10 protein-coding genes and 1 tRNA gene are annotated in these 11268 nt (G+C 59.3%); 4 read left to right on the forward strand and 7 right to left on the reverse strand.

The window, feature by feature from the left end; translation table 11 throughout:
• Window positions 1–33: 33 nt before the first annotated feature.
• The 7 genes from ACR0CG_RS14945 to ACR0CG_RS14975 all read right to left on the reverse strand — a co-directional run bounded on the left by ACR0CG_RS14945 (window position 34) and on the right by ACR0CG_RS14975 (window position 7131).
• Window positions 34–792, reverse strand: coding sequence for a methyltransferase domain-containing protein (locus ACR0CG_RS14945; protein WP_480525915.1), 759 nt, complete (start codon window positions 790–792; stop codon window positions 34–36).
• Window positions 789–1409, reverse strand: a complete 621-nt coding sequence (locus tag ACR0CG_RS14950; protein WP_170679016.1) for a pimeloyl-ACP methyl esterase BioG family protein — start codon at window positions 1407–1409, stop codon at window positions 789–791. The genes ACR0CG_RS14945 and ACR0CG_RS14950 overlap by 4 nt, the downstream gene beginning before the upstream one ends.
• On the reverse strand, window positions 1409–2692 hold the full coding sequence (gene bioA / locus ACR0CG_RS14955; protein ID WP_480525917.1) for an adenosylmethionine--8-amino-7-oxononanoate transaminase: 1284 nt from the start codon (window positions 2690–2692) through the stop codon (window positions 1409–1411). Before bioA ends, ACR0CG_RS14950 begins: the two co-directional genes overlap by 1 nt.
• The gene (gene bioD / locus ACR0CG_RS14960) at window positions 2689–3309 is read right to left on the reverse strand and encodes a dethiobiotin synthase (protein WP_480525918.1); all 621 of its coding nucleotides are present in this window, start codon (window positions 3307–3309) and stop codon (window positions 2689–2691) included. Before bioD ends, bioA begins: the two co-directional genes overlap by 4 nt.
• The gene (locus tag ACR0CG_RS14965; protein WP_480525920.1) at window positions 3306–4439 is read right to left on the reverse strand and encodes an 8-amino-7-oxononanoate synthase; all 1134 of its coding nucleotides are present in this window, start codon (window positions 4437–4439) and stop codon (window positions 3306–3308) included. The genes bioD and ACR0CG_RS14965 overlap by 4 nt, the downstream gene beginning before the upstream one ends.
• Window positions 4436–5416 carry a biotin synthase BioB gene (gene bioB, locus ACR0CG_RS14970; protein ID WP_170611795.1) on the reverse strand — a complete coding sequence of 327 codons (981 nt, stop codon included), beginning with the start codon at window positions 5414–5416 and terminating at the stop codon, window positions 4436–4438. The genes ACR0CG_RS14965 and bioB overlap by 4 nt, the downstream gene beginning before the upstream one ends.
• Window positions 5417–5604: 188 nt before the next feature.
• The gene (locus ACR0CG_RS14975) at window positions 5605–7131 is read right to left on the reverse strand and encodes an ABC-F family ATP-binding cassette domain-containing protein (protein ID WP_480525922.1); all 1527 of its coding nucleotides are present in this window, start codon (window positions 7129–7131) and stop codon (window positions 5605–5607) included.
• Window positions 7132–7463: 332 nt separating this feature from the next.
• Here ACR0CG_RS14975 and nadA point away from each other — a divergent pair, with 332 nt between their 5' ends.
• From nadA to ACR0CG_RS14995, 4 genes are all read left to right on the forward strand, one after another.
• The gene (nadA, locus tag ACR0CG_RS14980; RefSeq protein WP_480525924.1) at window positions 7464–8516 is read left to right on the forward strand and encodes a quinolinate synthase NadA; all 1053 of its coding nucleotides are present in this window, start codon (window positions 7464–7466) and stop codon (window positions 8514–8516) included.
• Window positions 8517–8524: 8 nt separating this feature from the next.
• Window positions 8525–10090, forward strand: coding sequence for an L-aspartate oxidase (locus ACR0CG_RS14985; protein ID WP_480525925.1), 1566 nt, complete (start codon window positions 8525–8527; stop codon window positions 10088–10090).
• Entirely contained in the window at window positions 10087–10935 is an 849-nt protein-coding gene (nadC, locus tag ACR0CG_RS14990; protein WP_480525926.1) for a carboxylating nicotinate-nucleotide diphosphorylase, read from the forward strand. Before ACR0CG_RS14985 ends, nadC begins: the two co-directional genes overlap by 4 nt.
• A 183-nt stretch (window positions 10936–11118) precedes the next feature.
• Window positions 11119–11194: transfer RNA gene (locus ACR0CG_RS14995), tRNA-Thr, on the forward strand.
• The last annotated feature ends 74 nt before the right edge of the window (window positions 11195–11268 follow it).

The following is an 11268-nucleotide window of genomic DNA, read 5'->3' on the forward strand; positions in this document are numbered from 1 at the left end:
ATCTGTCTTGTTCGGTCCGGGCACAAAGGTGACTTAGACCGGTTTTCGTGCGACGATCCAGACTGAATGATAGGTCAAAGGTACGCCGGCGTCGGTCCCGAACCGGCGGGTGTAATCTGTTGAAAACCGCAACAGATCGGATTTGGTCCAGAACTGTTTGGCCCGCCCGTTGACCCCGGTTTGGCGCAGATGTTTAAGCGCAAGACGCGGTGACGCGAAGTGCAGTTGCTGCACATGCTCGCCCGATGTCACAAGTTCCATTTCAGTTTGGACTGAAGCAGCTAGATCCTCGGAACGGCACAAACCCGGTGCCCCTGCGGACGAGCCGATTTGAGCGAGCTCATGATACTGCTTTGGGCCAAAGCCCGAGACTGCCAGCCAACCACCCGGCGCAAGCGCGTCTGCGGCTCTGCGCAAAAGTGCAGCCGGATCCGCCAGCCACTGGATCATTGAGGCAGAGGTGATCAGATCAGGCCGGTCGGGCCAGTCTACCTGCAGCGCGTCCCCGCACAGGAACGTGGCGGCGGCCGTTTGTGCAGTCATCCCGGCTTCGGGCGCCAAATCGTTGAGGATCAGGTCTCCAATGACAAATGCATCGCGCAGCTTCTGTGTCAAAAGCCCGGTACCGCAGCCAAGTTCCAGGACTGAGGAAAAGTGACCCGGCGCGCCGCAATCGCGCAGGTCCGTTACCAGTCGCTCTGCGATCCGCCCCTGAGGACCCGCGGCCTGGTGATAGGTGTCAAAGCTACGGCTGAAGCTGCGCTGAACCCGGTCTGTCAAATGCGCCATCATGTGATCCACTCCGCCCAGCTTTGCCCGGCCCGAAACGGAACATGTGGCCCCGAAACTGGGCGAACAGCCTTGCCTTGCCGCGCCCATGCTGCCTTTTGGGCGCCGGTCGGGATGATCCGGTCCTTTTCAGGTATCCAGACGCGATCAAAGGCACGTTCCGGGGCTGGACCCCGATCAATGATGCAATGCAGCTCAGCCTGCGCGGCCTCGATGTTCAGGGCAGGAGCGGGGCCTTGCAAACCGGCGCGACGGCAAAATTTCGAAAAACTGTCTGCCGTAAGGCCATCGGCTGTCGCGCGTATCATTTGGGGCGCTATTCCGGTTTCCGCATCCGCTGGCGACAGCGTTCCACTGACGGCGACAAGACGCGCGGGTGAAAAGCCAGTCATTGCCATCCAATGCGCGGCGGACGCGACACCGAAAGAAAAAGCAATCAGATCAACGCGGTCATATTGCGCGAGTTCGGGCAGGGCATCATCCAAGTGACGGTAGTCATCCACCAGCAGGACATCGTCCTGTCCCGTCAGTTCTGCAAACGGGGCCGCACCCAGCGCCCAGCCACCAAAAACAAGGATCAGTGATGACTGTTCCGACCGGGATAACCACTGGCGTTTCATTACGATTCCCTGGCCAACGCCACCATCGCAGCGGTGACTTTGCTCAACTCGTCCGGTGAGATGACATAGGGTGGCATGCAATAGATATTCCGCGCAAACGGGCGCAGCCAGACACCGGTTTCCGGCGCCTTCCTGTGCGCGATAGATGGATCAACCCAATTCTCCATCTCGATGACGCCGATCGCACCCAGAACCCGGACATCCGCCACTCCGGGCAAATTCCGCGCGGGGGCAAGTTCATGTGCCATCTGCTGTGCGATTGCGTGCACCTCGGCGCGCCAGTCGCGCCGGGACAGTTGGTCAAGGCTGGCGGCACCGGCGGCACAGGCCAGCGGATTGGCCATATAGGTGGGGCCGTGCATCAGCACACTGGCTTCGCTTTCACCGATCCCACGAGCCACAGGTTCAGTGGCGACCGTGGCCGCCAGAGTGATATGACCACCTGTCAGCGCTTTACCAAGACAAAGAATGTCCGGCACGACGTCAGCCAGATGCATCGCAAACAATTCGCCGGTGCGGCCGAAGCCCGTGGCGATTTCGTCGAAAATCAACAAAACCCCGTATGCATCGCACAGCGCCCGCGCGCGTTTTAGCCAGACCGGGTGATAAAAATACATGCCGCCCGCGCCCTGAACCACCGGTTCCAGGATCAGTGCGGCAATTCGATTGCCTTTGGTTTCCAGCAACTCCTCAAGCGCGCCGAGGCCATTGAGTGCAGTGTCGTCAGACCAGTCCTGATCCAAAGTGATCTGTGGGCGGGGCAAAAAATGCTGTATCGACAATGCGCCCCGAAACAGCCCGTGCATACCGTTGACGGGGTCGCAAACGCTCATCGCCTTCCAGGTGTCGCCATGATAACCGCCGCGAATGGTGGCGAATTCCGTGCGCTCGGAACGACCCAATGCCATCTGATATTGAACAGCCATTTTCAGGGCGACTTCTATCGCGACCGAACCGCTGTCGCTGTAAAAAATGCGGTCCAGACCATCCGGCAACAGGCTGATCAGCCTGCGGCCCAGTTCCACGGCGGGTTCGTGGGTCAGGCCGCCGAACATGACATGCGGCATTCGCGCCAGCTGATCCTGCATTGCGCTGATAATGGCAGGGTGCCGATGCCCGTGAACTGCACACCACCATGACGACATGGCATCGATCATCTGTGTGCCGTCTTCCCGAGTAAGCCAGACGCCCTCGGCCCCGGTGATGAGGTGCATCGGGCCGGGGTTCAACACATTGGTGTAGGGATGCCAAAGATGGCGTGCGTCGAATTCCAGCGGGGTCACAGGACGCTCCGGATAGCGTTGACATCGATGGCTTCAAAGGCCGCTGACAGCGTGTCGTGTGACAGATCGTCGATTAGCAGCAGCCGGCCCAGATGGCGGACGTTACACATTTCGACGATAGTTTGTTCTACTTCGGGTTCCGCATCGCCGATAAAGGCCACGCCAACCACGGTGCAGCCCGCGTTGCGCAGCGCCATCAGGGACAGGGTCGTATGGTTGATCGTTCCAAGCGCGGTACGCGCGACAAGCACCACCGGCGCCTGCCAGTGGGTGAACAGGTCCAGAAAGAAATGCCTGCGGTTTAGCGGCACCATGACCCCGCCTGCGCCCTCAACAACCAACGGGCCGTCAACCTCCGGCAGTGCAAGCTGCGACAGGTCGATTTCGACACCCATATCCTCGGCGGACAGGTGCGGGGATGCAGGCATGTTCAACCGATAGGCTTCCGGCAGCACTTCAGCCCCCGAGAGAGTTGCAACGATTTCGCTGTCGGTTGCATCCTCCAACCCGGATTGAACTGGTTTCCAATAGCTGGCACCAAGCGCCGCCGTCAGGCCTGCGGCGAAGACCGTTTTGCCGACACCGGTGTCGGTTCCTGTCACGACGACAGCGCTCATGCCGCTTTCCTCTGGTAACGGTTCAGTGTTTCGAACAGGGCGCTGATTTCCGCCTTGCTGACATTGCCGGTGATAGAGATACGCAACCTCGAAGTGCCGCGCGGCACGGTCGGCGGTCGAATACCGCGCACATCGAATCCGTGTTCTGCGAGCGTGGCCGCCATTTCCATGGTTCGCCCGTCATCCCCCAGAATGACGGGTATGATCTGGCTGTTCAGAACGTCGTTCGGCACGCCAAAACGCCGTGCTTCTGCATGGGCATGCCGCAGACGTTCCTGCGCCGCATCAATCAGCGAGCTATCCGCCTTCAGCACGCTGATCATTGCCCGCACCAGCGCTGCGTTAAAGGGGGAGGGGGCGGTTGCAAAGATGAAAGGGCGCGCGCGGTTGATCAGGGCGTCGATCATCACCCTTGATCCGCAAATCAACCCGCCGGCAACACCAAGCCCTTTGCCGCAGGTGTGCAGCGTCAGCAGTTCCGCGTTCAAGCCATGCGCCAGCCCTTTGCCCTGCGGGCCGAATATGCCTGTGGCATGGGCTTCGTCCACAACAAGGATCGCGTCATTGGCGCGGGCCAGCTCCGACAATTCTGCCAAAGGCGCGAAGTCGCCTTCCATCGAGTAGATGCTTTCAACGGCAATCCAGATCTGACCGGAGCCTCCGGCCGAATGCCACTCTGCGATGACACGCCGCGCATCGGCGACATCGTTATGTGCAAACTCCAGGGTCGTGGCGCGGCCCATGCGCATGCCTTCATGCGCGCTGGCATGAATCAATGCATCATAGAGAACCAGATCTTCTGCGGCGGGCAGGGTGGAAAAGATCGCCTGATTGGCCTGAAACCCACCGCCCATGAACAAGGCGGATTCAGCCTGGAAGAAGGCGGCGGCTTCCTGTTCCAGCGCTTCATGCTCAGGGTGATTGCCCCGCAACAGGCGCGACCCGCCGGACCCCAGCGGAACTCCGCGGTCCAGCGCGTCTTGCGCCGCCACCTTCAGCATGGGAGACTGCGCCAGTCCCAGATAGTCATTGGAGGCAAAATCCAGGCCGCAACGAGGTGCGAGCACCCTATAGCGGTGCCGGTTGTTCAGAACATCCAGCATGGATTTCAGGCGGTCCAATGCCTTCATTCAGCCGCTTCCACGCAGCTCTGCCCGGCCACGGTTTCGACCTGCAAACCCAGTTTGGCAAACAGGATTGCGTCAGTATCTTCCTCGGGGTTTTCGGCGGTCAGCAGGGTTTCGCCCACAAAGATCGAGTTTGCTCCGGCCAGGAAACACATCGCCTGCATCTCATCGCTCATCTCACTGCGGCCAGCGGACAGACGCACGTAGGATTTTGGCATCATGATGCGGGCGGTTGCAATTGCGCGTACAAAGTCGATCGGGTCAATTGGCTTGGCGTCGGCCAGCGGTGTGTCTTCCTGTGGCATCAGCATGTTGATCGGCACGGAATCGGGCGCGGGGGACATGTTGGCCAGCGTCACCAGCATGTCGACGCGGTCCTGAATTTCCTCGCCCATGCCAAGGATGCCACCCGAGCAGACCTTGATTCCGGCCTCCTGAACCCGGTTCATCGTGTCGATCCGGTCTGCGAAAGTGCGGGTTGTGATCACTTCGGAATAGTACCGTTCGGACGTGTCGATATTGTGGTTGTAATAGTCCAGACCGGCATCCCGCAAACGGACGACCTGGTTGTCGTCCAGCATGCCGAGCGTCATACATGTTTCCATGCCAAGGTCACGCACGCCCTCTACCATGGCCACAAGCGCGTCCATGTCCCGTTCCTTGGGCTCGCGCCAGGCGGCCCCCATGCAGAACCGGGTCGCGCCGCCATCCTTTGCCTTGCGCGCCTCGTTCAGAACGCGCTGAACCTCAATCAGTTTTGACGCCGACAGCTTCGAGCCGTTTCGAGCGGACTGAGAACAATATGCGCAATCTTCGGCGCATCCGCCGGTTTTGATCGAGAGCAGCTTGGATGTCTGGATCTTGTTTGGATCAAAGTTTTCGCGGTGAACCGTCTGAGCGCGAAACAGCAAATCCATCAAAGGCATGTCGTACAAGGCTTGCGCGGCCTCGCGGGTCCAGGTGGGGGTCGATTGATCCATTTTATCGATACTTTTCCTAGGCGTCTGTCTTTCCGGCTTTTATTATTGATAAACCCAAAAACTACAACTGGAATCTCCCTTGTGGGAAGGCATTCAGGCGAAAACCAGCGAATTGAACGCGTTGCGAGCCAACGCGGCGCTGCAGTGCAGCGCCGCGCAGCAGAAACGCACGAAATCCAGTCTGTTCCTCAGGCACTCGCGCCACCTTGACTTTGGTCAGACAGGAACGTTCCCGGGCTATCTACTTCTTCAAGTTTCTGGTTTTTGATCCACCAGAACCGGTTTCCTACATTACGCAGAAAACTTCGGTCGTGACTGACCAGCAGGCAGGTTGCGCCATGTTCCGTCAGCTCGGCCTCAAGCGCCTCTTGCCCGTCGATGTCCAGATGATTGGTCGGTTCGTCGAGCAAATAGAAGTCAGGTGCCTTTAGCCGCAGCATCACCATCGCCAGCCGGGCCTTTTGGCCGCCGGACAACGCTCCAATTGTCGTGTCTTGCATCTGGTAGTCTATTCCAGCGCCGGCCAGGACCGAACGCGCCCTCTGATCGCCGATGGAAAACTGTGCTACCACCATAGCCAAAGGAGTTTCCGCATCATCCAGCTGGCTCAGATGCTGATCGGAAAAGCCGGGAACAATGGACGCTGCGCATTTGATGCCATCTTCGGCCCCTGCCAGAGCTGCCTGTATCGTCTGAATCAAACGTGTCTTGCCAGCACCGTTCGCGCCAAGCATCACAACTCTGTCCCCGCGCGCAATCCACTTCCGGCCAGTCTTGAAAAGCAATTGCCCGTTTGGCGAGCGAACAGGCACATCATCCAAAAAGACAAGCGCCTTGGCATGAGTGCCGCTGTTCGCCAGCCGGATATCGCCTGCAGATTGTTCGTGGTGAACGTGACCGATTGCCTGTTCCAGCTTGTCGGCCCTTAGTAACAGCTGTTTGGTTTTGGTCAGCAACAGATCAGAGCCGGAATTCACGCCAACGTTCTTCAGTTTTGCCGCCTGACGACGAAGCTGCCGGGCCTTATTCAGTTCATTGGCTTGCTGCCGCTCATCGGCTGCGTCAGATTCTGCAAGGGCTGCACGTGCCGATGAGTATGACGCCGAAAACACGCGGGAATTTTCGGGGCGCAGAAACAAGGTGCGATTGGTCGTGGCATCCAGAAACGCCCGGTCATGCGAGGCGATCACAACCGGCACGTCGCACGGCAATGCGCCAAGCCAGTTTTCCAGCAGCGCAATCCGGTTAAGGTCAAGATGGTTGGTCGGCTCGTCCAAGAGCAGCAGGTCCGGTCTGGTGATCCAGACCGTGGCCAGCATGGCAGTGCGCTGCCATCCGCCGCTCAGATCGCGCAGCGGCCCGTGATGCAATTCATAGGGGATCTGAAGCTCATCCAGCACGACATCCACACGCCAGCTTTCGTAGTCCGCCTGCTCTGGTGGCAGGCCCGCCAGGACCCAATCGTGCAAGCTGTGCGCCAGCGCACCGGTCGGAATGTCCTGTTTTACGTGTCCGGCTCGCAAGCCGCGAGCGCGGGTAACCGCTCCGGTTGTTGGCTCATGGTCGCCCGACAGGCATGCAAGCAGCGTGGACTTGCCGCGTCCGTTTGCGGCCACCAGACCGATCCGGTCGGTTTTCGATATGGTCAGGTTGAGGTCAGAAAATAAAGTCGCGCCAAGGGTCACGCCCAAGGCATTGATGTTGATGACAGTCATGGAAATCTCGCACCCAGAAGGTATGGCCGCACAGCGGCTTTGAGCAGACCGTCGATGAAAGGTGTCTCGGGTCGGCCCTGTAAACGGATCTACAGGGCGAAACGGGGACCGTGCTGAAGTCGGCGGATGATACGCATGTTCAGCTCGTGCCCTCCTTTTGTTGGTTGTTGCCTTTGCGTCAGGCTAGGAAAACTGCGGGCGATTGGCAACCGCCTTGGCCATCCATCGCAGAAAATTTGGGTCAGTTTTGCCGGTTCACGTTGACGGTAGCCATTCTGAAGAAAATCGAATAATCAGAGCTTCACGACGTCATCAGGCAGAAAAACAGTCCCGTGTTCGACCTACCCGCGCAGCGCGCGCATCTTTCCGAAAAATATGACCTCAGCCCATCGCCGGAACTGGCCGCTAGCATGGCAGACATTTATGCGCGCATGTCCCGCGTTGTGTCCCCGTCGGACTGGGCGATCTATGCCCCTTACGTGAAGGCGATCAATGATCTGAAAGCCGAGCGGAATGCGGTCGTCCTGGGCCATAACTACATGACGCCAGAGATTTTTCACGGTATCTCGGACTTTGGGGGTGACAGCCTTCAACTGTCGATCAAGGCGACCGAGGTCGAGGCAGATGTGATCGTGCAATGCGGTGTGCATTTCATGGCGGAAACCTCCAAGATCCTCAGCCCGGAAAAGACGGTACTGATGCCGGATATGGAGGCGGGATGCTCGCTTGCCGAGTCCATTACAGCCGAGGGAATCGCGGAAATGCGCCGCCGCTATCCAGGCGCACCGGTTGTGTCCTATGTGAACACGACCGCCGAGGTCAAAGCCGCATCCGACATCTGCTGCACCTCGTCGAACGCGGCGCAGATCGTGGCCGCGCAGGACAGTGAAACGGTCATCATGACGCCGGACCAGTACCTGGCCCAGAACGTGGCGCGTGACGTGCCGCAAAAGAACGTGGTCTGGTGGGAAGGGTCCTGCATCGTTCACGAACAATACAGCGCCAACGATCTGCGCGATTTCCGTGAATGGAATCCCGGTACGCGCCTGATTGCGCACCCTGAATGTCCGCCGGACGTGGTGAATGAGGCCGACTTCTCCGGATCGACGAGCGGCATCATCAAGTATGTCACCGAAGAAAAGCCCGAGAAAGCACTGCTGATCACGGAATGTTCGATGGCGTCGAACATCGCCGATGAATTGCCCGAGGTCGAATTTGTCGGGCCGTGCAATATGTGCCCGTACATGAAAAAGATCACGCTGGAAAAGGTGCTTTATGCACTCGACACGATGACCGGTCAGGTCGAGGTTGACGCGAGCATTGCCGAAAAGGCGCGGTTGTCCGTGCAGCGAATGATCGACCTGTCCCGCAAGCTGGGTATTTGACCCAGCCGATGCAGGAAATTGCGACTCCAAGGGTGGTCATTATCGGCGCCGGGCTGGCCGCCGTTTACGCCGCGTTGAAACTGGCACCACGACCCGTTGTTATGATTTCGCCCGAGCCGCTGGGGTCTGGGGCCAGTTCCGCATGGGCGCAAGGCGGGGTCGCCGCTGCCATGGCTCCGGGTGACAGTCCTGAAGCCCATACCGAAGACACCATCCGTGCCGGGGCCGGGTCCGTTCTGCGTGAGGTTGCCGAATACGTGACCCGCTCTGCCCGCGACCATGTTCTGGATCTGACAGATCTGGGTACTGATTTCGATCGCACGCCGGACGGGGCCTATATTCAATCCCGCGAGGCCGCCCATTCCGCTGCCCGCGTGGTGCGGGTGAAAGGGGATCAGGCAGGCGCGGAAATCATGCGTGCCCTGATTGCCGAATTGCGCCGGACCCCGTCGGTTCAGGTGATCGAAGGGGTTCAGGCCATCGGGCTGGAAAGCGACGGCAAACATGTAAGCGGCGTCTACCTGACTGCTGCCGCCGACAACGGCGCCAAACCAGTACTTCTACGCGGGGCCGCACACATTCTGGCGACTGGCGGGTCCGCGGGGCTATATGCCCAAACTACCAATCCGGCGCGTATCCGCGGGCAGGGGATCGGCATGGCCGCCCGTGCCGGGGCGCGAATAGCTGATGCTGAGTTCGTCCAGTTTCATCCGACCGCAATGAATGTCGGTGAAGATCCAACGCCGCTGGCCACCGAGGCATTGCGCGGTGAAGGGGCGGTTCTGATCGACAAAGCTGGGAAGTGCTTCATGGCGGGGGTTCATGCCGATGGTGATCTGGCGCCCCGAGATATTGTTGCCCGGGCAGTTTTCTTGCAGGCGCAATCCGGACAGCGGCCTGCGCTGGACACAAGGGCGGCCATTGGCGTAGAAATCACAACGCAATTTCTGGCCGTGACCGACGCCTGTATTCGCAACGGGGTGGATCCTGTGTCACAACCGATCCCGGTCACGCCCGCAGCTCACTACCACATGGGGGGTGTTGATGTAGAACTTAACGGCCGAAGCACCCTGACAGGGCTTTGGGTTTGTGGCGAAGCCGCATCTACGGGCCTGCACGGAGCCAATCGCCTCGCCTCAAACGGGTTGCTGGAGGCGTTGGTCTTTGCGCGCACCTGCGCGCAAGACATCGCAGCCAATACGCCGGCGAAACCGTGCCCTGAGGTTGCGATACACCTGGCCGCGGGCAATCCGAGGGCAGAGGTCCCGGCGGTTTCAACTCTGCGGCGGGTCATGACGGATTGCGTGGGCGTAGTTCGGTGTGGCAAGGGATTGCGCCGGGCGCTGTCCGAAATCGCCAAGCTCGAAAGGCAAAACGCGGCATCGGCCACGTTTCTGAACATGACTGCAACCGCCACCCTGATTACTGCGGCCGCGCTGATGCGCGAAGAAAGCCGCGGCGCGCATTTTCGGTCCGATTTTCCCCAGACAGATCCCGGCCCCGGCAAACGATCAGCTTTGACACTCGGCGAAGCCGTGACACTGCGCGACCGCATCGCAAAGGTTCTACAATGACAATCCCGACATTGCCTGACATGATCCTGGAGCCCCTTGTCCGGGCTGCATTGATGGAGGATCTCGGCTCCAATGGCGACATCACCACCCTGACCGTTATTCCGGCAGGAACGCAGTACACGGCCCGTCTCAACGCGCGCGAAGACGCTGTTGTTTCCGGAATGCAGGTCGCGGAACTGGCTTTCCGTCTGGTCGACCCATCACTTCAGATTACCTCGCTTGTCGTCGACGGTCAGCGGTGCGCCAAAGATGAAACGCTGATGGAAATCAGGGGCAGCGCCGCCTCAATCCTGTCCGGAGAACGCGTGGCGCTGAACTTTGCCGGACGTTTGACTGGCGTGGCGACAAAAACAGCGGCCCTTGTGGCGGAAATCAAAGGTACAAAGGCGCGCATCACCTGTACCCGTAAAACAACGCCCGGGCTGCGCGTTGTCGAAAAACAGGCCGTCCTGCACGGCGGCGGTTTCAATCACCGGTTTTCCCTGTCAGATGCAATCCTGATCAAGGATAACCATATCGCCGCCGCCGGTGGAATCGCCGCAGTTCTGCAGGCTACGAAATCCCGCGCCTCGCACATGATGAAGGTCGAGATCGAGATCGACCGCCTGGATCAACTGGCTGAAGTCCTGGATGTGGGTGGCGCGGATGTGGTTCTTCTGGACAATATGTCCGTGGAAACCCTGGCAAAAGCAGTCGCGATGGTCGACGGACGTCTGGTAACCGAGGCGTCGGGCAACGTAACCCGTGAAACGGTAGCGGCAATCGCCGCCACCGGAGTGGACTATATCTCTTCCGGCGCGCTGACCCATTCCTACCGAACAATCGACCTAGGCCTGGATTTCTGAAGTGGGCGCATCCCGTCTCACCAAGCTAACAGGCGACACAGGGTCGAGAGAACAGCGGCCACATCCGAGTGAGGAGCGCAAGTTTTTCTCAAAACGCCCCATCTCCGATTGACGTTCGCTTCGAATTGACTAGAAAAGGCCGGCACAGTCGGGCCCGAGGCAGGGCTCGGCGAAGAGAAGCAGGCCGCTGTAGCTCAGCTGGTAGAGCACGTCATTCGTAATGATGGGGTCGGGGGTTCGAGTCCCTTCAGCGGCACCACTTTAACATCCAGTTTCGCCCGACTCTGACTGATAGTAGCTTGTATTAGCAGGTCTTCTACTGTCGGTGTGTCC

The organism is Ruegeria sp. AB8 (assembly GCF_056542605.1).

Excerpts from the sequence above, each read along its gene's own strand:
- ACR0CG_RS14975 (WP_480525922.1), bottom strand. The coding sequence starts at position 7,131 with ATGACTGTCATCAACATCAATGCCTTGGGCGTGACCCTTGGCGCGACT.
- bioD (WP_480525918.1), bottom strand. The coding sequence starts at position 3,309 with ATGAGCGCTGTCGTCGTGACAGGAACCGACACCGGTGTCGGCAAAACG.
- bioB (WP_170611795.1), bottom strand. The coding sequence starts at position 5,416 with ATGGATCAATCGACCCCCACCTGGACCCGCGAGGCCGCGCAAGCCTTG.
- ACR0CG_RS14945 (WP_480525915.1), bottom strand. The coding sequence starts at position 792 with ATGATGGCGCATTTGACAGACCGGGTTCAGCGCAGCTTCAGCCGTAGC.
- ACR0CG_RS14965 (WP_480525920.1), bottom strand. The coding sequence starts at position 4,439 with ATGAAGGCATTGGACCGCCTGAAATCCATGCTGGATGTTCTGAACAAC.
- ACR0CG_RS14985 (WP_480525925.1), top strand. The coding sequence starts at position 8,525 with ATGCAGGAAATTGCGACTCCAAGGGTGGTCATTATCGGCGCCGGGCTG.
- nadC (WP_480525926.1), top strand. The coding sequence starts at position 10,087 with ATGACAATCCCGACATTGCCTGACATGATCCTGGAGCCCCTTGTCCGG.
- ACR0CG_RS14950 (WP_170679016.1), bottom strand. The coding sequence starts at position 1,409 with ATGAAACGCCAGTGGTTATCCCGGTCGGAACAGTCATCACTGATCCTT.